The sequence below is a fragment of the Halovenus amylolytica genome, from assembly GCA_004015825.1.
GTDB lineage: Archaea > Halobacteriota > Halobacteria > Halobacteriales > Haloarculaceae > Halovenus > Halovenus amylolytica.
Genome location: SAYS01000022.1, coordinates 42,818 through 65,204 on the forward strand (window position 1 = coordinate 42,818; position 22,387 = coordinate 65,204).

Here is a 22,387-nt window from a genome sequence, read left to right on the forward strand (position 1 = left end):
TCCATCCGAAATTACAATTCTGTATATTTTATTTCAATTACACGCACCAAGTTTATTACTCGGTCGACGATTGGGAATTGCATGGCACAAAGTGAACAAGCGACGGGTGACCCGACAGACGTCACCCTGACGCCCAGCGGCTTGGGCCAATATATCAGCTACTCTGGCTGTCCTCGCTTTTTTCGTTTAAAATACTTTGACCAGGATATTGTCAGTGAGCGAAATTGGTACGATCCGAACTCACGGAGCGATCTCTTTGCAGAACTCGGATTAGCGTATGAAGAACAGCAGTTAGGAACACTCGCAGCCGATGCCGACCGTGTCATCGGCGATGCAGAGAGTAATGGTGACCACATCACATATGACGAAACCTGGGTGACGGTAGACGCAGACCCTGGAAACACTACTATCGAGACGCAGTGGCACACTGGTGTTCACAAGCAATTAACTGAACTGCTAGAAACGCTGGCAGATCAAGATACAGAGGGACTCGATGGTCCTGTTGTCCTTTTTCAGACGCCTATGTTTGGCGAAATTGGCGTCTGGGATATCGCAGGCATTGCTGATCTCATCATGTTAGAACCACTCCCCGATAGCCGGGGTGTTCGGTCACGAATTCTGGAAGTGAAAACCTCTTGGAAGGAAAAAACATCACACCAGATCCAATCGACGATTTACAGTATCCTCTTAGATAACGTCGTCGCCGAACTTGAAATTGACCATGACCCGATCGCGACGGTTGTCAACCGCGAAGTTGATTTACGCGAAGAACCGCCAGCATCGCTTCAAGCGATCGATTTACCCTCACGGACAGCAGAAATCAAACGCCTTCTCAAGCGGGATGGAGAACTGCATCAATTGGCGAACCAGTCATTCGACGAGGCCGGGTACCGGCTAGAACGGAAGTGTGATGGCTGCCCGTACAATGGTGTGTGTTTCACGAAGGCAATCGAGTCTCGTGACCCTGCGTTGCTGAACCTTACACAGGGCAACCAAGAACGATTACAGACCAATGGGATTGAGTCAATGGCCGGACTCACGGAACTGTTCGAACGCGAAGAGGGGACGAAACCCTACGAGTATGATGCCTTAGAGGTTCGAGAGGCAGAGACTGTGAATGCGCTCGAAAGCGAGGGGACGCTCGCAAATCGGTTGGATGAGATTGTCCAGCGGGCGCAGGTACTCCGTGGTGAGCTGGATCCTTCGTATGAGTCATTCGATGATGTCGAATACCTCCGTGGCAGTGGCAACGGTATTTTGCCAGACGATAATCCGCACCCGCGGTTACCAGGGAGTGCGTGCGAGCAAAATGAGTTGATTCGAGTCTACCTGTATGTCCAACACGATCATATCCGAGACCGACTCGCGCTACTGGCCGCACGGGTCGATTGTGACAAGACGGACGCCCGGAGTGTTATCGAGTTCAGCAATCGTCTTCCGACGGACAAAGATGCCAGCCTTGAGACCGAGGGCGACTTGCTTGAGGCGTTTTTCGACGCGTTATTCGAGAAAATACAAGAGACTCAGGCAGAAGTGAGCGGAGAACCGGATCCAGGATACATCCATGTTTATACCTATTCTGGCCAGGAACGCGATGCGCTAATGGAAGCGGTGCAGCGGCAACCATCTGTGTTTGGAAGCAGTGCGGTCCGCGACCTGTTGGGCTTGCGTGAAGGGCTTGACCAGCCGATGGTATCAGTCGTCCACGGCGATATCACGGATCGACTGGCCTTGCGGTATCCCGGCACAGGTCTGATTCAGACAGTTGACCAACTGCAGACGTTCCCGGATGATTCGTATGACCGGCGCTGGTTTTCGGCCGAGGATTGGAAGGTGACCATCGATGGCGAGACGATCAATCTCCGTGATGTCTTCAGAACCGGACTCTTCGAAGGCCAGCGCCCATACGTTGAGCAAGGTGACTCGATTAGATTACTGCTCGGAGACGAGGCTGACCCTGATCGGGAGCCCGATGGGTTCTATCCGCTCTACAATCGGTTTGGCAACCAGATTCCGCTGGAATACCTCTGGGCCGCTCGTGGGAAACTCGATGACGTTGGCGACGCTGCGGACGGGTCGAGTTTCACAGCATACCAATACTACGACGGGCCGGAGTCACCGCCGATTGGTCCGGATGAGGTCAAAGCGCTTGCTCTGCAACTGACGGAGGCTCTCGAACACGTCGAGCGTGCGATTGAATACAAGAACTGGCAAATCGATAAACAACGTGTCGACCTTGGCCGACTCCCCGACTTCTCACTGGCAGATGTAGAATTGAACCGTGCCTGTCAAGAGTATCTCGATCTTGAGTATGCAACGGACCGCCAGGAGTGTCTTGAGCACTACATCCAACCGCCACGGAAGCGCATGCAGACGGGTGATTCGACGATGTTCCGCGTAACAAACGTTGAACCAGCAGGGCAGTGGGACATTAGAGTCGAGGGAAACCTTCTCTATGATGAGTTGTTCCGGAACCCGGACCAGGTGATCGATAGCTGTCGAATCAGTGGAGCTGACGACGGCGGGTCGGGAAGTTGGCGCGTCATGTCGAAACTCGACCGTGATGGGGATGAGGTCAGGCATGTGAACGCGACGTATCCGCGGTATATTGCGAACTCGATGAACGCGACCGTCGAAGAGTTCGATCGAACATCAAAAACGATCACTGTGAATGCCTCGACACATGGCGGGTATGGACAGGACCGATACTTAGAATGGCACCGGAGTGCCACGATGGATCCGGCGGAAGCGGCCGACGATGACTACACGACCCTCATCTCGGAAGGTGATTTGTTCATTCTTGATCCAAAAGCAGACTCATACCCTGCTGTCAGAGCCTATGATGCCCTCGAACGAACCGACTCGAACGCATTGTATCATCAATTGAACCGGGCATTCCGCGATGGCGAGGCTGATCACTTTGAAGAACGGTTCTGTCCGCCAGATGCGGTTGAGCAGTTTATTGAGACATTTGAAAACGCAACTGGCGGTCGACCACGTGGTAAACAAGCGGAGTTCGTCAAGCATGTCGACAACCGAATTGCGGTTCTCCAGGGCCCGCCGGGGACCGGCAAAACGAGTTATACGCTAGCGCCAGCAGTGCTCGCACGCATGGCTGCTGTTGAGTCGGACGGTGAGCGATTGTTAACCGTCGTGACGGCGCCATCACACACAGCCGTTGACGAAGCGATGGACGACATCGTTAAAAGCTGGGGAGGACTCACGGACAGTACAGCGGTCACTGCAGCGTCACAGTTTGTCCGAGTGCGGTCTGGATCCGGTGATGATACCGACGATAGTGGTCGGCATCCAGCAGTCGATGAGCACGTCGACTTCGTAAACTACTACAACAGCACCGATATCGTGCAGATGACTGACGCCCTTCGGCCACACGTTTTTGATGACGGCAGCGATGCAACTGACCACCTCGTCATCTTCAGTACACCAACCTCGCTTCGGGGCGTGATCGACAAATGTGCCGGGGATCTGTTCGAGCTCGACAGTGCCGAAGCAGTGATGGACGCCGGTATTTCGTTCGTTGATTGTCTGGCAATCGACGAAGCGAGTATGCTTGATTTGCCTGCCACGCTCTTGGCGAGTGCCTTTCTCGGTGATGACAGTCAAACGTTGCTCATCGGTGATCATCGGCAGATGGAACCGGTTCAGCAGCACGAGTGGGAGGGTGAGGACCGGCGTACTATCGAAGAGAATGTACCGTTCATGTCTGCACTGAATTTCGTTCGATTCCTACGAGGGGATTTGGAGGAGTCGGAATTTGCGTTTGCGAACTCACCGGAGGTCGGTGACGCGATCCCAATCACACGGTTGGATCGGACGTATCGACTCCATACGCGTGTCGCTGACCTGTTGACGAATCTCGTATACACGGATGATGGGATCACACTCAAATCGACACAGACAGACACGATCGACCGCTTGGTACCCAGTACGAATGGTGTCCAAGCCGCGATGGAGCCTTCCGCACCCGTTACACTCATTATCCACGACGAAGACGAGAGTCAGGATGCAAACCGGACTGAGGTTGCGCTTATCGAAGCATTGTTGAGTGCGTTGGATACTCCGCACCCTGATGACACAGGTATTGTGACTCCGCACAATGCCCAGAAGGGACGACTCAATCAACGGTTCAGCGAAAGCGCGACGATTGATACCGTCGAACGATTCCAAGGTGGCGAGCGTGACGTGATGGTCATCTCGGCGACGGCAAGCGACCCTGACTACGTGCGGAGTGAAGCCGAGTTCCTCCTCAATCCGAACCGGCTGAACGTCGCCATGTCACGGATGAAAAAGAAACTCGTGATTGTCGCCAGTGAATCTGTCTTCGAGGTTACGCCACCGGATGCCGATGAATTTGACCAAACACTAATTTGGAAACGGTTGTACGATGCGCTTGGTGTGACTGCAGAGAGTCCTGCAACTGCTGTGTGGGACGGGCGCCTCGGGGACTTCTGTAATGGAGCAATTGATATACCAGATGGAAAGGAGGATACTTCAATTGAAATCTACGCACTTTCTGCACACAGTGAAAAATAATATTGATTCGAATAAGTAAAAATTAGGTAAATTTATTGACAATAGGTAGTTGTAGCAGCATTGGCAAGACTAATTGCTGCGACTGTGTCGATCGAATACTGTCCAAGTCGAGAGAGTAATTTGGGAAGTAACGCTTTAAGATCAGGTCAGCGGTCGCGGTCTTGTTTGGCATTGAGTCAGAAACCCGTACAGTCACTGCCCGTGGTTCATCAATACACCATTGCTGTTCATATTTACACAATTTACGTATTTAAAATAAAATAACATAAGCCATCAACTATTTCAGAACGATGTGTGTAAAAAAGGTTGTGACAGAACTCGAACCTGAACTCAACGCCGACGAGTACGCAGAACGTCGTGACGAACTCGCACGGCATACACTTGCTATGAGGGTGAGTGAGGAGATGGATTATACCGACGTTTGGGAGGTATATGAAAATATTCTCATGGGATTTTACGAAGACTATCCGGTTAGTGTTATTGAGCACGCTTCAGTCGACCCAACCGGCAAAACTGTACTAGGTCTCATCGAGGGCCGTCCTGTCAAAAATCCACTCGAAGAACTGGTCGATCACGCCCATGCTGTCCTCGCTAATGACCTTACGCAGTATATTGAAAAGACACTCATTGCAGAAACAGAAATTATTGAAGTTGACCCTAACGTCGCAGATCCGGCCCAGGCCGCATCGTTAACAGAACAAGGGGAAAAATTCCTGTGACCAATTTGCGTTTGATTATTTCGTTCCTAATCCACGATCGATCAAGACTATCGGCTGTGGGTAAATCCGTCATTTGAGACGCGGAATAGCATACTGCAGCGAACTATTATCGATTTGCAAGTCATTGGGCGCAGTTGCCCGTTGAAACTCTGGACCGACTATGTCATTCAGCATAACGCAGTACTTGAGTGGGTTCACTTGATACCACCTTTATCAGTTAATAAATTCGCATATTTCTTGATTCCGCTATACAGTACTTTCGCATGTTACCTTGAATATATTTGTGAACTGATTCTAATATACTAACTAAGTATGCCGAACAACGAACAAACACAAAAAGTCTACGTCATACAGCACCAGCTCGGCCCCATTAAAATAGGGAGAGCCAAAGACCCACGACAACGACTCAAGGATCTCCAAGTCGCCTGTCCCTTCCAACTCAAACTTAGGAAAACACAGACACCAGACAACGCCCTTGAAGTCGAAAAATTCCTTCACAGGAAATTCCAGAAATACCATCTACAAGGTGAGTGGTTTGACGTACCGCCCGGACAACGAGACCTCGATATACCCACCAAAGTCAACAAACTCGGGATACCGAATAAACCAGTCGAAATATCAAACAATCGAGACACCGACAATGAGTGGGCTGAGATATTTGAAAGAGTACACAGAGCATTTAGAGACACTAAGTCAAGGACCTCAAACTATCGGCAACTACGAAACCAGTGGCAGGAAATGAAAAGTGACGACCCAGAAAAACAGGACTCAGAACGGTATCAATCCGAACTGAGTCTTCATGACATCAAAGAGGACACACCATCAGGACAGAAGCGATGCAGTCAGTGCGGGTTCCACTACGACCGCAGCGAACAAGGATGTCCTTTGTGTGGTGGCGGAGTCTTCACTGACGACAGGCAGTATTAACGGATCTGTAGGGTTCAAAATCTAATCTATAAAAGATAGGCTCTGGTGAATCACTAGACGGTGCTGGAACGAACCGTCAGAACGAGGAGAATGAAGCGGGAAACCGCGGATGATTCATTTCCGAAATCTACCGCTTCACGCAGAAAGTGGTGATGTTAGCAAAAAATGCTGTTGGTGGCCGAGGCGAAACTGCCGCCCCTGAAGGGGGTGGCGGCTTCGCCGACTACGCCATCGTTTCCCTACACTGTCTGCGGGTTTATCTTGAACAATCCTACCGTGAAGCAATTAACTGGCTGAGCGAGATGTCACAAATTCTGGCCGAGATCGGGCCTGAAACAGACGAATGTACCGAGAACGACTCAATGCCGTGCAGGACCGCGAGTCTGAAATCGAGCATCCGATTTTCGCCCTATTCGGGGAAGGCCATCGATTCGCACCAGCCTCTGGTGACGCTCCGTCGTTAGGCATCATGCGGACGATTACGTCAGAGGGTCGCAAGTTCGGGTTTGGACTCTGGATTATCAGTCAATGGCCGTCGAAAATCGATCAGGACGTGCTGTCCCAGTGTGGGACGCAGATATCGATGCAGATCCAGAATCCGAACGACCAAGACGCGATCAAAAACTCCGGCGAGGCTGCAGGTGTAAATTGACAAAAGCGTTTGGTTCAGCCACTGAATCACAGAACTAACGTTTCACATACATCAAATGCAGTCTACGATTCGTCCACACCCCTGTATTTGCGGTAATTATTCCGGATCGTGACTTCCGATAATCCCGACGCATCGGATATTTCTTGTTGGGTTATCGAATGCTGGCGCAAACGCGTCATCTCTACATAGAATGCGGCAGCAACCTCCGATAATGGATTCGTACTTCCATCATGATCCACTTTTTCCAGAAGGTCTTCCACTAACTCGCAGAGTTCTCCATCGTCTTCCACCTCTAGCTTGCGAGCCATATATGTGATGTAATCCCTTGGCTCGACAATGAGATCAGTGGCACTGATACTCTCCGAGAGATCTGTCTCTTTTAATAGACGGCTGATCTTCTTCCGAATCGATTTTTTCGTTTCATCAACTGCTCTTGCAATATCTGACAGTGGTCGATGGGCATCTGCCTCAATGGTGGCGATACGAACTGCCGCACCCAACGAACTCTCATGAGCGGCGCCTGGAACAATGCCCGCTGCGTGCCCTTTGGCATACAGGTCTGCGGCCCGGTACGTGACTACCGGGGAGAGATCCAGTGATTGAGAAACTTCGATCAGTGTCGGGGCCAGTTCAATTGCCAGTGCTTCTTGATAATCTCTATCAGATGGATCGAGATACCATCGCACTGGATCACCGTAGTTGAGATGGGCTGTGACTTCCTCTCTATCGATATCAGTGTCAGATTGTAGATCCGTCGTTTCGTTAATTTGGGTAGATTCGGGTTGAAATTGAGGGATATGTACTCCTCGACGACGAAGGGCTTCGACAGCCTCCCAGAAATCATCCTTAGCAGGATAATCCTGTTCGTCGGTGATAATTCCCTCTTCAAGAGCTACTAATTGGAGGGCATCGAGCGCAATCATCCCCTTGCGATAAATCCAGATATCGTCCAGAACACCCAACCGAGTTCCAGATTCGCTGTGGACCCACGAGGGATCGTATGAGTATGTCCCATCGGGATGCTCTTTGGTTTGTGTGCTCCGCATTTCAATATCAGAGGGGCAAATCTGATCGATAGCATCGAAAATATCTTGAATATCACTTGTCGTCTCTAACTCATTGAGTTCGGCACGACTCCGCTGTGGCTCTGTATTTCCACGGTCTGGCGTGTTGCTACTAATGGACGCAAACTCTTCTTCGAGCTCAGCAAGCATGGAGTCTCCAGTTGCGACCCTGGATGGTGTCCCTTCGAGATGGTCGCCAGTCATTGCAATGAAGTGATTCCGATCATAGACCTCCAAGGTCTGATCACCGGTGCCGTCAATCGGCCCGGTAAGTGATTTGATGTCTTCAGATAGGCTGCCGCGTAGGAAGATGTGGATTCCTCCTCCAGATATAGATATGGCTGCATGTGAATCAGCCTGTTCGATCAGTGATTTCGCCGCAGAGCTCGGGCATCCATTGACGATTACATCATCGAGGTCAAGGAATACAATATCATCATCCCGTGTGAGAGTAAACGCAAGCTCTAGGTCGTGGGGAAGCTTCGATTGCCACTGTCTGGCTTCGGAGAATGAAACCCAATTGTCTGGGTCCATAGCATTAACATATTGCAGAGGGTCAGCGGTTTCCCATGGTGCTCGTGGGATTTTCTGACCATCATCGGTTTCCGTCCACAGGAGCCATTGATCTCGATCTTTCAGTGCTTCCGGGTACCTTTTATCGCTTAATCGATCCCCGGCATTGGTCGTTAGACAATCTTCATCTCCGATATCCGTCTTTGATGCAGCAGCCATCGTAGCCTCTGGAGCAGAAGCAATCAACTCACCGTCTTCGTCTTGGCCCGATTCATCAGGTTCGATCGAGTGAGCGGTATCGTTGTCCGGGACTGAAGACTGATGCATATTTTCGGTTGTAGTCTCCACCGATGCGGCGTTTCCCTGAAATGTACTTGGATCAATGTTATAGCTTCTACGGGCCTTTTCTCTCATGCTTTTCGCGAGAGTCTCTCCCACATATCGGGCCTCAATTAGTGCATCAATTGATGCCGTTGCTACATCAGCAATGGTTTCGAATCCCGCCTGCATCAGGAAATGTCGATACGATATCGAATACTCTGTGAAGTTTACGATGGATTCAACAGATTCAGCGTTAAATAGCCGATTAAGTGTTTCTTTGGACTCTTCAGGTGTAACTCCAGCGCCAGCCAATTGCACATATGCATCCAAAACTTCTTCACGAGCTGCTTCTAGCGAGTTTGCGAACTCCGAAATGACGGTTGTTTGTTGTCCACACTCTTCTCGGGCCATCACCCAAATACATCGGGCACTATCGGCACCTATCGAATACACCTGAGCCAATTCCGCTTCAGATGCTTGTGCGACATCCTCTGCATCTTCATAACCCGCTCTTTTGAGATTCTCGGCACGTGTCTCTCCGATTCCGGTGACACCGTCAAGTGGGATCTTCCTGGCTACAGGTTGATCTGTAGATTCAGATTGAGCAGCTTCTTTAATTTCCTGTGTAGTGTTTGGTGATGACTCTTCCTCATGCATTCTCCGAAACTGTCCGGAATGCTGAAAACCGTGTGCAGTCCACGTATGCTCTCTATCGTCTTGGTCGGTAAAGTGGTGGATCACACGACTCAAACCGCCCTCGAATGAGCATTCCGTTGCCGGGCATAAGATATTATCAGTCATTATTTATACACCAACTTTTTCTGTAAGTGCCAGCCGTGCCACTCGGTAGCTGTCGTACGTACGTTTGATTACGAGTGATTCCCACACCAGATCGAACAAGAGTTCGAATTTCCTACTGTTTTCAGCGTTGGTCGCTTTCTGAACTAACTCCACGTGGTTAAGGACTGAAGTCCCTATTCCGGGTGTTTCATCGGGCATACATAAACACAGAAGAGTGGAAGCATACTAAATAATGTCAATTTACACAAATGTTCTGTAGTACTTATTCCAATTCCATTCCAGGGCTAAAGTGGATTACAGGGTTGTAATCAGTGCCCTATTGAAAACAAGTGGCTATGACGGGAGTACCCCGTAATGTGCTTGAGGAAACGATGTTGAGAAGGCGATTATGGGCGTCGCTTTACGACCTGCTTGAGATATGAGGCGGGCGACCATCCGTACGGTGTCGACGCTGGCCGGACCGCGGTCTATGAGGTCGCCATTGAACACGAGGACATAGTCTTGTTCGCCCAGTAGAGCGGCCCAGTTTCTTTTTGTTCGACAATCGGGTCGTGGTCATGGTAATCACTCAGCGTCAGGAGTGCATCCCGGGCAGTCTCAAGCAAGCCATGAATATCGCTAATACTCACGATAACTGGCCTAGTACCACCCGGAGACGTGTGTGTGTGGAGACGCTATCGCGGTACTCGCCCGTCATCGCATCGGCAGTGTCCCTCGAAAGCGGGAATCGTAAGCCATTACGGTTCCTGTTTCACTTGTCAGGTCACATCTACAAGCCACAATGGGCTGTGTTCCTAAAACATGTGCTACAGGTAGATACTGTTTTGATGCTGGAGAGAAACGTTAGACCAGATGTCGTTACTTTTCGACCATATGGTCGGGCACTTTTCGGTTGCTGACGCGACACTCCATACTGCGACTACCGACGAACTCGAGGATGGTGGTTCAGAGGTGCCAGTCCGACCCGTTGCAGAGTTCGCTGGGAACCACGACGAACTGACCCATCCGAAGGAAGACTGGACCTGTATACCCCTCCACGAAGAGGAGACCGCGACACTTACTGGTTCGTTCGTAGCCTTTACTGAGCATGCACTACACGGACCGATCTGTGTCTTCGAACAGAACGGGGAGCGTGAATTCATCGAGGTTGACGCCTTCGGAGTCACAAAACTCGCCGACAGAATCCGATTCTGGCACTCAGATTGGATACCCGAAACCTATCCGCCGACATACGATTCCCCGATCGACGATAACGAACCGGCTCGTAATCCAATCGACCCCGATCATCTGATTGACGCGTTGCTCGCCTACGTCGAAAATGAACGCGATGCGACGCGGGCCACGAATCGAGACAGCGCGACCCAGCAGTCGCCGTCGATCATATATGACTCAGGTGGCGACGCCATTCCGTCCATCAACCCCCGGGGGAAAACCGATAACGGAACGTTCCAGTTCCGTGTTGATCTTCCATCGCACCTTGAATCGCGCCGAGACGGTGATTGGGCGTTCTTCATCGAATCTGAGTTCGGTATCCACGAAGGTAATGAAGTCCTGCTACACGAGTGTGATGGGACTGACGCTGCTGATCGGATTCAAGTCCAAGCAGAGGTGACACGAATTCGTGGGTTGAATATCTGGCTTACCCTCGATTGGGCGTCAGTCGACAATGCGACCCAGGTTGGGAACGCACTGACAGACGGGGCTACAACATACGGGGTGAGTGCACTGCTAAACCCGGTTCCCTTTGACCGTGAACGAGAAGCAATCGAAGAGCTTAGAGAGCACCCATTTCGAGCGGTTTTAGCAGGAACGCGCCCTATCACGTTTTCCAACGGTGCTGCCGCCCAGAGTGAGCAACTTGACGCCGCACTCAATCAAGAACAGCAATTGGCCGTCGAACACGCACTCTTGGCTGATGATTTGTTTTGTATTCACGGCCCACCCGGAACGGGGAAGACTCGCACCCTCATCGAAATCGTGCGACGGGCAGCGGCTGCTGGTGAGAGCGTCCTCGTCTGTGCTGACTCAAATCAAGCGATCGACAATCTCCTTATCGGCACCTCAACAACAGATGACCCTGACCCACGGTCCTTACATGCACATGGTCAACACGGCGACGGTGAGTTTACACTGACACGCCTCAATGCTAGTCACTCCGACAATTCCAATGTCCGTCGCTGGTACAGTGATGTCCCTGGCCATCCCAACGTCGTCGCCGCAACGAACAGCACTGCAGCCACGACAACTCGGGAATTCGATCTCGTTGTCCTTGATGAAGCCACACAATCAACGGCGACGGCTTCGTGTATCCCACTCGCGCGGGCTGACCGAGCGGTCCTTGCCGGTGACCATCGTCAGCTGCCACCGTTCAGCGCAAGAGACGGACCCCCGGAATCTGCTTTCGGCCACTCCCTGTTCGAACACCTCTATGCAACAGGGGGTGTTTACGAGGGTGTTGGCCTCCAACTCCAGACCCAATACCGGATGCACAGAGATATCGCCTCGTTTTCGAATAAAGCGTTCTATGACCGAAGCCTCCGTAATGGCCGGACGGTAGCCCCACTCTCTGATCGAGCGCCTGTCGAAGGCTATAATATCGGCGGTGCTGTCGAAACAATCGATCACTCGAAAGCCAATCCGACTGAAGCTCGCTTGGTCACGCACCTTGTCACGGAATTATGTGAGGAACTTCCGCCAGAGGAAATCGGGGTGATAACGCCGTATACAGCGCAGGTATCACAGATACGTGAGATGCTCGCGACCAATCTTGAGGACGCTGACGGTGTGACTGTCGACACTATCGACTCCTTCCAAGGCAGCGAACGAACAGCAATCGTTCTTTCACTTGTCCGAAGCAATGCCGATGGCGACCTCGGGTTCCTCGGCCGAGCAGTAGATGGGCCCCGGCGCCTCAACGTGGCGCTCACGCGAGCGAAACGTTACTGCGCAATCGTTGCTGACTGGCATACCCTTCGATACGAGACCGACGAGAAATCCAATTCACTGTATCGTGAGCTCTACCAGCACTTTGAGACCAAGTATCGAATACGGACTGTCGATCCAGACTTTCTCCCCGTATGAACAGGGAGTTTAAAATCAACAGCTCAGGGGCGAATATATCAAAAGCACGCTATGCTTACGTTCAAACTCACCGACTATACACTGCCATTCGAATATTCGGGGTGTGAATCTGTCAGTTTCTGATCCAAGCTTCCCTAAACAAACTCTCAAAATGGAACCCTAATGATGAGTGTTGGTGTGAAAAAGGAATGACCATTCCGTATCGGTGCAAATGAGTTGGTGTCAAAGACTATTTCTACCAGCCAGAGAATGAAGTTCTGGTTCTAATCACTGAGCATACCAATATCGATGAGGTTTAGTGTAACGATCAATGTAGTAGTTTCAGTCTCTATTTAATCGATGTGCTCAAATCGTTGGTAAATAGATGTGTTCCTAGTGTAAGCTGTACATCAGTTTCGCAACTGTCCGTGTAACGATATTACAGGTCGTGGATGTCGGTCTGTGACCACACCTTCGGTTGGCTTATCATAACTTGAAATAGACACGCCTAATTTATATATGGACCTTAGCTACCTTTAAGTAGAAATGGGAAATGAACAACAAAGCGGTAATCAGAGAGAACATACAGCTCGGTTACTTCACCTCGCCGAAACAGATCCGGGGGAGGCACTCAACCATCTGTCTGATTTGCCGCCGTTGTTGACATCGCCGGATTCCGACGCTCGAGCGAATGCGACAGCCGTACTGGTGCAACTATCTGTCCACTATCCACTGGAATTGCGGTCAACGAGCGAGGCTATCCTTGCACGTCTCGACGATATTCATCCGAATGTCCGATACAACGTCCTAACAACAATCGCGAACCTGTCAACATGGTATCCGCAGGATTTTGCCGACGGAACGAACCTCATGGTAGAGTCCTTGCGTTCCGGCAATCACGACGAACGAGTGAGGGCGGCAGCAGTACTAACAAAAATAGGGTATTACCGCCCGGATCTTGTGACTCCTCGTGAGGAGGCGCTACGGTTACTCCAGCAAGTTCGTGAACAAGACAATCTCGACAACAATGCGGAGTTTATTATCCAGACGGAAATGCTGGATGGTGCGATACAGGCACTCAAAGGTGGGGATATGGCCAGTCGACCATTGGAGGACGATCTCGTCCCAAGTGGTAAGCGAGCGCCCCTGAGCAAGCCTGCTCGTGTCGGGATTACGGCGTTATTGTGGGGGCCGCTGTTTGTGCTATCATTTTTTACTTTAATTTGGCGGCTGATCAAGACTACTCCCAAGTATAAAATCTCGGGACAAACCTCGATTGCGGATGCTATCAAAATTACGGTACGGATGTGCGTTGATGCGCTCACCAAACTGAAATTTATCTGGCCGCTGTCAAGGGCACGATTGTATGTGCGCCAATCGTTTGTGGTGACGCCGACGCGGTTAGTTCCCTGGTTCGCAGGGACGACACCAATAAAAGACAAACTATCGGAGACACCGCCCTATCCCGAGGATTGGGCAACAGTCGCAACGCTGATACGTCAACGCGACGGTCACCAGTGTCGTAATTGCGGTGCACTTGGCGGCCCTCGCAACGGCAATACAGAGTTACATGTTGATCATCAACATCCGCGAAGTCGTGATGGGGAAGACCACCCAATGAATCTACGCACGTTGTGTCGGTCGTGTCATGAAGCCCGACACGGGAGGACATTCTAAGATGACTGAAACCTATTACGAGCGGTTGGGTGTATCACAGAATGCCGACCAGTCAGCAATCCAGCAAGCGTGGCAACAGGCGGTCAAAGAAACACATCCCGACCAGAACGACGACCCTGACGCGCAGCAGCAGTTCATTCAACTCAAGGAAGCACACGATGTCCTTTCTGACCCCGAAGAGCGCAAACGCTACGACCAACTCGGCCACGAGCAGTATCTCGGTGACCGACGGCATGGATCGACGGACACCGGAGATGCATACGAGCGTGACCGATCTGCGCGACAAGAGACTAACCAGGGGCAGAATGCTGAGCAGGCTCGGGCCGAGGATGGAACCGCTGGCAATGTTAACTGGGACGCGCATACACGCGGCCATGAGGCGGCTGAACACGTGTGGAAGGACGGCTCCGGACCAACCGCAAACACAGCCCCACCGACAGACACGGCTGACGCTGGATTCCTTCGCCGGCTTCTTGCCTACGGTGGCTTGGTGCTAATACCTGGATTTCTCTCACTGTACATCTTGCCAGTTTGGATCGGTAGTTCGAGCGAACCCGGACCTGTCGCAGGTAACCCCTTTGGCCTCCAAGGAGGAGTTCTTTCAGAGTCGATTGCGTTCACGGTTGCAGTCCTTGCAGTAACATTTATGATTATCGCTGGCGCTGAAGTACTCTTGAATACTAACCGTCGGATTTGGAAGCCGTTTTGGTAGCGTCACGTCTTCTGAAGGCCCCGTGACTTTCTCACTCGTTCCAAAGAACACTCAGTAATAGAGATATTGTTTCAGCTGTTCGAGAAGTCGAGCAATACTGACTGGAACTGCTCTGGGCGCTCGATGTGAGGCGAGTGGTCCACATCGGTAAACGTCTCCGCAGTGTAACTGCCGCCGTTGTCGGCATACATCTCGAGGACGTCTCGGGTCTGGTCGTTCATCGGTTGGGGTGGGTAGACGTCCTCACCTGGCCAGCCGGGCAGTTCGCCGGCCTGCCCAAGAAACCCCGCGTCGAAAAAGGATGAGCCCGAGACGATCTGGTCGGCATCGCCGCGGACCCACAATACCGGTGGCTTCGGGTCAATGTGGCTCAGTTCCGATGTGTCGAAGTACTTCGGCGAGATGGCGTTGAGGACTCCGTGTTCGCCGGACGCGACACCCGGCCAGTTCTCGGAGGAGTCCGCATCGCCGGGGTAGTTTTCGTCGCTAACGGCCGTGGTACACATTGCGTCGACGTAGGCGTCGGCGACTTCGGGGTCGAACTCGTTGTCTGGGCCAACGTAGAAGGCCTGCAGCACCGAGCGTGGCGAGGCGTCAGCCTCCGCACTCGTGTCTCCTTCGGCAAGGCGCTCGACGAATTCGTCGTTGGCCAGGCCACCGCCGGTTCCAGCATAGTCGGGCTGGCAGGGCGTGCCATCGCGGGTCGTGCCGCCGAATCCGTATGGTGACATCGTGCTTACGAGGACGAGGTCTGTCAGGGTCTCAGAGTGGTCGACGGCGTACTGCATGGCGATGCCGCCGCCAATCGACCAGCCGACCAGCGCGACCGCCTCCAGTCCGAGTTCATCGAACGGAGCCGCCAGATCGTCGGTGAAATCGCGAACGCCGCGGGTAGCGTCGACCGGTTTTGTTTCCGAATCGCCGTATCCCCGCAGGTCCGGGGCGATGATCCGATAGTCGTCCGGCATATCGGCCATCAGTTCGGTCCAGAACCGCGATGATGAAACGTTTCCATGGACTTCTACTTTCACCGCGCGTGGCGCAGTTCTAAGTGTGAGTGAACTAAAACGTCGAGTACAGGGTAACCAGGCGATGCCTGCCTTCGATGTTGAACCTGAGGAACTCGTCGTGTTCGAGGTGGACAACGAGTACCTCTTTTCGCAGTATTTCGAACAAACGGACCTATTCGAGGATCTCAGCGGGTACTATAATGACACAGAGTACCGGTTCGAGATACCGGCAGACGAGTTCGATGCTGTCCGCGAGCGTCTTGAAAACGCGTACTACGACCCCGTGATCGTGACCGACCTCGAACCGTACTGTGTCGTCATCGACAAGTACGACGAACATGCCGAGATTCTCAAGCAGTCGGTTGCGACGTGGGAACGACAGCGAAAACGATTCTTCCTGATGAAAGATGACCTCGCTGTGAAAGAGGCCATCGGGCGGGGCGCGGAGCATATCAGTGACACCGATTTTGTTGTCGGACTGTAGCTGCAGTCGTCTCGTGCGGTTCTGTTCTGAAACTGGCTGCCTGCGACATGGTGGGTGTGTCCAGTTGACTTTATCCTCGATAAGAGCCTGCTACAGGATCTGAAACGACGGTTAATTCCTGACGTCCACGTTTCGTTACCAACCCCAACAAGCAGCGAACAGCCGTCCATCACAAAGAATCGGACTGTGCTTCATGATATTGGATCGCTACAAGTGAAACGACTGCTTGGTGGTGATTTCATAGGTTCCATTGTTTTGTGCTCTGACGGCGCGCGGTCGATGTCGGTATCTTCAGTATGTGTTCAGAACACTATCGACAGCTCAGACAATCGAAGGTTTGTGGGTGACGCCATCGACACATCGTGACCAATGCGATGCAGAGTGGACCGAGAACGGCACTGACAGAGAGTCCGAGTAACCGACTCCCAGCGCGAGCAAATCGCTTACGGGCAGACGCACTAGCTACCTGTCTCGACTGGAACTCACTGACGCGCTGTAGCTGGTCATGACAGAAATCTTGCGTACTGCGGTGTCTGTGAACATGGGTTCCTGCCGGAGTGGCAGAACAAGCACCCCGCACTACGGAGGCGTGTAGGGATCCGGAAGGAGCAACTCGGGTTGCACCACGGCCCCATGGGTCAACGCTACGACGGAACCGTAATCATCCGCTGCGTAGTGAATGACGCGTGACCCGTTGCGGACCGGTCTCGGAATCCGCACTCCGATGCGCCCAGTCTCCCAGTAGGACAACGAACACGCCGGCGGATCTTTTGGTGGCAGATCCGGGTATTCCTGCATTTGCGGTCGGTCGTTTAATTCCTGACTGCGATCGATAGTGTCACCCTCGGAGAGAACCCACCACGTATCGGCATCGATAGAGAGCACAATCGTATTCGTGGATTCTTGGAGTCGCTCTTCGACGCCGTGTCTTGTCTCCGTACCGTCAGTGAACGAGGTGACCCGTCCCGCAAGAATCCACTCTGTTGACTCCTGGACTGCTCGAACAGCAATCGCCTCGCCCTCCTGCACAGCCAACACATCCGCAAGCGTGACTGCTCGGTGCGTTTCCTCATCCGGGTTCTCCGCGGGGCCGTTCGCTGTCATGGCAGGGAGCACCAGTTCGCATGCTCGGTGGCCAATTGACGATTGCTGAGCGTGATCATCGGCGATCAGTAAGGGGTGTACGTCGGCTTGATATCGTCCAGTCTGACGCTGCTGGATTCTTCGAGTATGTCCACGGGAGTTTCCTCGTCGGGTAGGGAACCGTCCGCTGTGGCCTGTGAGGGTGTCTCGTGGAAGTCGATCAACCGATAGATTGCGTCGCCACGCCAGCCACACTCGCACGCGGCCGTTGCGACTGCGCCATTGCTGGCATCAAGTGTTGGTTCGATCAGCGGTAACCGGTCGCCACACTGCGGGCAATCAGCATCGATCGAGGTGTAGGTGTGGCCACCGAACGTTCGCAGGGCGTCAGCGTGGAGTCCATGGTCGGCGAGTACCGCCTCGACGGCCGCTTCTAAATCAGCGAGGAGGGTTTCGCGCCGTGGTTCGTCGTCTGGAAGGGCAGGTTGGTCGATGAGCAGGCTCACGTGATCGCCTGTTGTCGAGCTATCGTGTTGCATACGGGCGTTTTCCCTCGGCCCCACTTAATGGCTGGTAAAGTGGTCCCGCCGATCCGGCCTGTCGCAGCATGGATATGCCGGATCAGCGGAGGGCCGTCCATTGTCGTGGCGGCGAGGAATCTCATTCGGAGCGTTCATGAAACGATTTCCGTGAGCTGCTTTGAGTTGTCCAATCTGGTCACGACCGAGAGCCACGCGTGAACAGTGCCAGACCGATTGGGCTTGGCTATAGTGGGTCACGCTCGGATGAGGGCCCTCGGGAGCGTGCTCGTTGAACAGGGCCGTGCCCTCGTTTCTCGGACATAGAGAACTGCGAGTTGATGAACCTCGTTGTTGCTGGTAATTTCACAGATTCCATTGTTTCGACCTTCGATTGATGTGCTGGCGCGTTTTCTCATGTCAGACACGGGTTTCCGTAGCGATTCGGTCGCCGCAAAGTCTCAATGAAATCTGTAAAATGCGGGGATGGCTCTACTGTCATGTACTGTTGTGAGTGCTCGGTCGTGGCCCTCACCAGCTATTTGCTGGCCGTTGCCGTTTGTGGAAGTGCAGTAGTGGCGGCAATCTGGAGTGACTCATCGTTGCATAGCGGTGATTTGGTGTGGTATTCTTCTAGATCCCGTTCTGACAGTCGATTTTCAGCCGTATTGCGGCGGTTCGGTCGGCTCGCGCCACCGGTTGAGGGCTTACCTTTTAAGGAGTGTGTAGGTTACAACCGTCCACGACGATGAAAGATACACGCGATTCCGAACCGGTACCGTGTAGAGATATTGACCCTGCAGAACTCTTCGAACAGGGCTTGGCCCCGGAGGCGTATCATGACCTCCAGGAGGTAACTCGGGAGGTGATCTCTGACCGCTCCTGCTGCAAAATCGCTGTCATTGAGGAGGAGTGCTCGCGTTGTTCAGCCAGAATTTCCGGCCTCCAAATTCTTGGTGGCGCCCCGGAGTTGATGCAGAACCTCAAGGAGATGATCAATGACGTGTACGAGGCGTTTTATGACGATCCACGATCCGTACAACATGTCGACATGGACCAGCACATGGCCGAGTTGGGGCAAGAAGCACTAACTGAGTTGTTCAAGTCGCTGCAATTGGCTGCCGGACGTGGCTGTAAAGACGCCAAGGACGGGACTGGTAAACGAGCCAAACAGGAGGTCTGGGCGCAGATACTCGGTCCGGAATTCGTAGACGCCGATTAGATCAGAGACTCACATTGGCTATTGATATGACACTCATACCGAATACAGGAAACCATCCGCATGCATAAGAAGACCCATTTAGAAACCGATTCGACAGGACAGAGATTGTTTGGGTATGGGGTGGTTCCTCAATGAGTTCTGAGGCAGAGGAGCGTATCCGCAACCGCTTGAAACAGATTGTAGACATGAAAAAGCGGTCCTTCCACTATCGCTCCTTGCGCGAGGGTATTGTCGAAGAATTAGAAGCCGATGAACAGCTCCATGACCTCCTCCTGATTGCAGACCAAACCCGCCAAGTGGTAGAGGTTCGACGATCACTGGTTGGGTGCGATGACCCGATGCGAGTGGTCATGGCAGAGTGGGGTGAAGTCTTGAATGAGGAAATTCACCGACGAGCGGATGAGATTATTACCGAGGTTTGCGCGTCGTTCGTCCGGCAGGATGACCGGTGGATCGCTGACGACTCAGATGATGTCGATACAACTGAAATACAGGCGGCATTTGACGGGATAGAACGTGCGATCTGGTGGCTTGACGATCATCGTAAAATCGTGGAGCGGTTGCACATTACGTATCCCGAGGACAAGTGGTGAATACTGGTGGGTTGTATGTCTTTACCACAATCCCTTCAGAAGACGCGTTGGGCCACCTGAGACGCCCGCTAATTGCAGACACCCCTGTCTCCACCGGGGTGCCAACAATCGGTGAGCATCGAAGTCATAGTGACGACTGCGAATAGTTTCATAGACGGTGTCGAAAGACGGTGGCTCAGCGGCTCTTTTCACCGATAGGGTTCGTCACGGCGGTAAAGACTCGCAGTAATCACTATGATTCAGAATTCGTCGAGAAGTTCCTCTAACATCGGTCGAAGCTTGTATTTCCGGTAGTGGTCGTCCCGAATCGTTTCGACGTACTCGCGCCACGCGTTGAGGCCACCGGCGGCCCGTGCAGCCTTCCCGGCGTAGCGAAGCCACTGGACTGCGTGTCGATACCGGTCGGACTGCCCGTCTTCGATGATCGGTTCGGCTTGGTCCTTGCAGGCTGCGATTGTCCACTCCGGACGGTCGTCCCACACGGCCTCAACGACCGGTTCGACGACGGTGTAGTGACCCGACTCTTCCGCGATAGCAATTGCCTCGTCGATCATCTCTTCGGCTAGGAAAATCTCGGCGAACTCGCGGGCGGTCTCTCGGCCGGGACTCCGTCGCTGGAGATGTTCCAGAAGTTCGTCACGAACCGTCGGCCAGTCATCGTCGGCAACCTCCCGGGCGGCCCGATACGTCGCCATCGACGGCTCGGCTTTGAACGCGGCGATTGCAGCCTCTCGGGCCGTCTCATCGTCGCCGTGGGCACTCGCTACACCGCGGAGCCACTCGGCCAACGCCACGTTTCGCGTCCTGTTCAGTGTGAGACCGTAGCGGCCGACCTCGATAGCAGCAGTCGGCTGGTCTGCGTCGCGGAGTGTCTTCGCCACGGTGAGGGCGTCGTCAGGCGTCGAGAGGTGGTCGCGGGCGTATTCGGCTGCCTCATCAGCACGGTTCAGATCAACGAGTTTCGTCGCGTACTGGACGGACTGGCCGGTTGCCTGTGCCAGGTTCAGATACTCGTCGGTGCGTCCCTCCCGTTCGAGGACGGCCAGTCGCGCTTCCAGCAGATCATCGGCATACCACGGACGCTCATCCGCCCATAGATCCACGTCGTCCGCGCCCGCCAGCGCCTGCTGGAGGCAATCGTCATCCCACCCGCGCTTGGCCGCCGCGACAGCTGTCTGGAAGGGTGGGTGTCGCGTGTAGCTGGCGAGTTCGTCCGCCCACTCGGCCAGCCGATCAGCCCACTCCTCGCGATCCGTATCCGAGAGGTTCGCCGTGAGGAGGGCTTCGGAGAAGGCCCCGCTCAACTCGTTGAAGAATTCGAAAATCGCAGTCGAATCATCATGCGAGAGCCGTAGCCACTCCCCATCCAGCAACTCGTCAGTTATTGCCTCAAGGACGGTCAGTGCCGTCTCCCCGTCACCAGCGTCGATGAACACGTGCGCCTCTGCAAGCAGGTCACGCAGGTCATCGACGCGGGACTCCATCGCCGCGTGCGGATCCTGTGCGCCGCGGGTCGGCGGCCCTGACGGGTAAAGAATGCTATCGACGCGGCGGCGTATCGTCTCCTGATCAGGTGCGGTCTGTCGCGTCGGCACTGTTTGACCGGCGTCCTCGTCATCGCTTGCTTCCGTGGAGCGAGCCTCGATTTCCCGTTCGATCCACTCGGCAAGGTCAGGGTGTTCCTCCACCAGGTCTCCGAGAAGGGAAACAAGCCTCTCCCGATCGAGGTCTGTCAGCAACTCCGTGACCGGTGGTCGCTGTGTCACTGTATCCGGATCGCGGATGTAGGTCAATAGAACTGCGACGCGATGTTTACAGATTCCGCCGTGGTCGTAGGGACAGGAACAGTTTGTCTCAACGATGCCGGTGTCGTCGAGTTCGATGCGCACCCGATAGGGCTCGTACTGACTCCCTTCGACATCCGCCTGGAGTGTCTCCCCGCGGCGACGAATATCGATCACGGCGTTCTGTTCGTAGTAGTTTTCGCCGCGCTCGAACGATTGTGGTCGTGCCAAGCGGCGGACCGCTGCTTCGGTCAGATCGGGTGCCTGCCCCATCTGTGTCCGGCTACTCCTACGAGGGCGCTGTAGAAAAGCCTCGCTTCAGGGATCGTCTGCAGACAGTCATCGATCGTCTTTCAGACCGAAATACTGACAGATCGACCCCACCGACTCAAATACGACTGACACGAATCTCAAGGCATGACTGACGACGAACCCATCGATGCCTCGGAACTCGACACTCACACGCTCAAGCAAATCAAACGCGTTGTCGAAGCATACCCGGTCGTCTCGGAAGATCCATCGCAGATCAATGATTACCGGGCAGGGAAACACGCCGCATACACCACTATTGCTGCGACGCTCTCAGAGTGGATCGATGAGTCCTGACTGCCAAGGGGAGGCAACGACGAGAGCCCTCTAGAACGAGGGCTATAGCCCATACAGATCAGCCCGCTCATTGACTGCTCTTCTGAT

General features: G+C 53.3%; 16 protein-coding genes and 1 pseudogene. 12 read left to right on the plus strand and 5 right to left on the minus strand.

The window, feature by feature from the left end; genetic code table 11:
• Positions 1–81: 81 nt before the first annotated feature.
• The 5 genes and pseudogenes from EOW68_RS16035 to EOW68_RS16055 all read left to right on the plus strand — a co-directional run bounded on the left by EOW68_RS16035 (position 82) and on the right by EOW68_RS16055 (position 6,852).
• The gene (locus EOW68_RS16035; RefSeq protein WP_128226180.1) at positions 82–4,554 is read left to right on the plus strand and encodes a bifunctional RecB family nuclease/DEAD/DEAH box helicase; all 4,473 of its coding nucleotides are present in this window, start codon (positions 82–84) and stop codon (positions 4,552–4,554) included.
• A gap of 308 nt (positions 4,555–4,862) precedes the next feature.
• On the plus strand, positions 4,863–5,273 hold the full coding sequence (locus EOW68_RS16040) for a hypothetical protein (protein ID WP_128226181.1): 411 nt from the start codon (positions 4,863–4,865) through the stop codon (positions 5,271–5,273).
• Positions 5,274–5,585: 312 nt separating this feature from the next.
• A complete protein-coding gene (locus tag EOW68_RS16045) occupies positions 5,586–6,200 on the plus strand; it encodes a GIY-YIG nuclease family protein (RefSeq protein ID WP_128226182.1) in 615 nt (204 codons plus the stop codon).
• 116 nt (positions 6,201–6,316) lie between these two features.
• Positions 6,317–6,565, plus strand: a pseudogene (locus EOW68_RS16050) (IS5/IS1182 family transposase); the annotation flags it as partial.
• Positions 6,544–6,852, plus strand: coding sequence for an ATP-binding protein (locus tag EOW68_RS16055; protein WP_431358991.1), 309 nt, complete (start codon positions 6,544–6,546; stop codon positions 6,850–6,852). The pseudogene EOW68_RS16050 and the gene EOW68_RS16055, both read left to right, overlap by 22 nt.
• A 62-nt stretch (positions 6,853–6,914) precedes the next feature.
• Here EOW68_RS16055 and EOW68_RS16060 read toward each other — a convergent pair whose 3' ends face one another.
• Positions 6,915–9,407, minus strand: a complete 2,493-nt coding sequence (locus EOW68_RS16060; protein WP_431358992.1) for a helix-hairpin-helix domain-containing protein — start codon at positions 9,405–9,407, stop codon at positions 6,915–6,917.
• A 996-nt stretch (positions 9,408–10,403) separates the two neighbouring features.
• On the opposite strand from EOW68_RS16060, the gene EOW68_RS16065 reads away from it, so the two are divergent.
• From EOW68_RS16065 to EOW68_RS16075, 3 genes are all read left to right on the plus strand, one after another.
• Positions 10,404–12,632: a DEAD/DEAH box helicase gene (locus EOW68_RS16065; RefSeq protein ID WP_128226184.1), complete on the plus strand. Its 2,229-nt coding sequence runs from the start codon at positions 10,404–10,406 to the stop codon at positions 12,630–12,632.
• A 525-nt stretch (positions 12,633–13,157) separates the two neighbouring features.
• Complete coding sequence (locus EOW68_RS16070) at positions 13,158–14,288, plus strand: HNH endonuclease (RefSeq protein ID WP_128226185.1); 1,131 nt, start codon at positions 13,158–13,160, stop codon at positions 14,286–14,288.
• Between the two features lies 1 nt (position 14,289).
• Positions 14,290–15,000: a J domain-containing protein gene (locus EOW68_RS16075; RefSeq protein ID WP_431358993.1), complete on the plus strand. Its 711-nt coding sequence runs from the start codon at positions 14,290–14,292 to the stop codon at positions 14,998–15,000.
• A gap of 71 nt (positions 15,001–15,071) precedes the next feature.
• On the opposite strand, the gene EOW68_RS16080 is transcribed toward EOW68_RS16075, so the two are convergent.
• Entirely contained in the window at positions 15,072–16,031 is a 960-nt protein-coding gene (locus tag EOW68_RS16080; protein WP_431358994.1) for an alpha/beta hydrolase, read from the minus strand.
• A gap of 22 nt (positions 16,032–16,053) precedes the next feature.
• Between EOW68_RS16080 and EOW68_RS16085 the strand changes: the two genes are divergently transcribed.
• The gene (locus tag EOW68_RS16085) at positions 16,054–16,494 is read left to right on the plus strand and encodes a hypothetical protein (protein WP_431358995.1); all 441 of its coding nucleotides are present in this window, start codon (positions 16,054–16,056) and stop codon (positions 16,492–16,494) included.
• A 579-nt stretch (positions 16,495–17,073) separates the two neighbouring features.
• Here the strand turns inward: EOW68_RS16085 and EOW68_RS16090 are convergent.
• Positions 17,074–17,598 (minus strand): hypothetical protein, encoded by a 525-nt coding sequence (locus EOW68_RS16090; RefSeq protein ID WP_128226188.1) that lies wholly within the window; start codon positions 17,596–17,598, stop codon positions 17,074–17,076.
• Between the two features lie 65 nt (positions 17,599–17,663).
• Positions 17,664–18,116 (minus strand): hypothetical protein, encoded by a 453-nt coding sequence (locus tag EOW68_RS16095; protein ID WP_128226189.1) that lies wholly within the window; start codon positions 18,114–18,116, stop codon positions 17,664–17,666.
• A gap of 727 nt (positions 18,117–18,843) precedes the next feature.
• Between EOW68_RS16095 and EOW68_RS16100 the strand changes: the two genes are divergently transcribed.
• Positions 18,844–19,317 carry a hypothetical protein gene (locus tag EOW68_RS16100; RefSeq protein WP_128226190.1) on the plus strand — a complete coding sequence of 158 codons (474 nt, stop codon included), beginning with the start codon at positions 18,844–18,846 and terminating at the stop codon, positions 19,315–19,317.
• A 131-nt stretch (positions 19,318–19,448) separates the two neighbouring features.
• Positions 19,449–19,910: a hypothetical protein gene (locus EOW68_RS16105; protein ID WP_128226191.1), complete on the plus strand. Its 462-nt coding sequence runs from the start codon at positions 19,449–19,451 to the stop codon at positions 19,908–19,910.
• Between the two features lie 239 nt (positions 19,911–20,149).
• Here the strand turns inward: EOW68_RS16105 and EOW68_RS16110 are convergent, their stop codons facing one another.
• On the minus strand, positions 20,150–21,967 hold the full coding sequence (locus tag EOW68_RS16110) for an SWIM zinc finger family protein (protein WP_128226192.1): 1,818 nt from the start codon (positions 21,965–21,967) through the stop codon (positions 20,150–20,152).
• A 144-nt stretch (positions 21,968–22,111) separates the two neighbouring features.
• Here EOW68_RS16110 and EOW68_RS16115 point away from each other — a divergent pair, with 144 nt between their 5' ends.
• Positions 22,112–22,300 carry a hypothetical protein gene (locus EOW68_RS16115; protein WP_128226193.1) on the plus strand — a complete coding sequence of 63 codons (189 nt, stop codon included), beginning with the start codon at positions 22,112–22,114 and terminating at the stop codon, positions 22,298–22,300.
• Positions 22,301–22,387: the final 87 nt, after the last annotated feature.

What these genes read in the sequence shown, in the direction of transcription:
- EOW68_RS16065 (WP_128226184.1), top strand. Translation starts at nt 10,404, where the DNA reads ATGTCGTTACTTTTCGACCATATGGTCGGGCACTTTTCGGTTGCTGAC.
- EOW68_RS16100 (WP_128226190.1), top strand. Translation starts at nt 18,844, where the DNA reads ATGAAAGATACACGCGATTCCGAACCGGTACCGTGTAGAGATATTGAC.
- EOW68_RS16090 (WP_128226188.1), bottom strand. Translation starts at nt 17,598, where the DNA reads ATGACAGCGAACGGCCCCGCGGAGAACCCGGATGAGGAAACGCACCGA.
- EOW68_RS16055 (WP_431358991.1), top strand. Translation starts at nt 6,544, where the DNA reads ATGTACCGAGAACGACTCAATGCCGTGCAGGACCGCGAGTCTGAAATC.
- EOW68_RS16060 (WP_431358992.1), bottom strand. Translation starts at nt 9,407, where the DNA reads ATGCATGAGGAAGAGTCATCACCAAACACTACACAGGAAATTAAAGAA.
- EOW68_RS16110 (WP_128226192.1), bottom strand. Translation starts at nt 21,967, where the DNA reads ATGGGGCAGGCACCCGATCTGACCGAAGCAGCGGTCCGCCGCTTGGCA.
- EOW68_RS16075 (WP_431358993.1), top strand. Translation starts at nt 14,290, where the DNA reads ATGACTGAAACCTATTACGAGCGGTTGGGTGTATCACAGAATGCCGAC.
- EOW68_RS16105 (WP_128226191.1), top strand. Translation starts at nt 19,449, where the DNA reads ATGAGTTCTGAGGCAGAGGAGCGTATCCGCAACCGCTTGAAACAGATT.
- EOW68_RS16070 (WP_128226185.1), top strand. Translation starts at nt 13,158, where the DNA reads ATGGGAAATGAACAACAAAGCGGTAATCAGAGAGAACATACAGCTCGG.
- EOW68_RS16045 (WP_128226182.1), top strand. Translation starts at nt 5,586, where the DNA reads ATGCCGAACAACGAACAAACACAAAAAGTCTACGTCATACAGCACCAG.
- EOW68_RS16095 (WP_128226189.1), bottom strand. Translation starts at nt 18,116, where the DNA reads ATGCAACACGATAGCTCGACAACAGGCGATCACGTGAGCCTGCTCATC.
- EOW68_RS16115 (WP_128226193.1), top strand. Translation starts at nt 22,112, where the DNA reads ATGACTGACGACGAACCCATCGATGCCTCGGAACTCGACACTCACACG.
- EOW68_RS16035 (WP_128226180.1), top strand. Translation starts at nt 82, where the DNA reads ATGGCACAAAGTGAACAAGCGACGGGTGACCCGACAGACGTCACCCTG.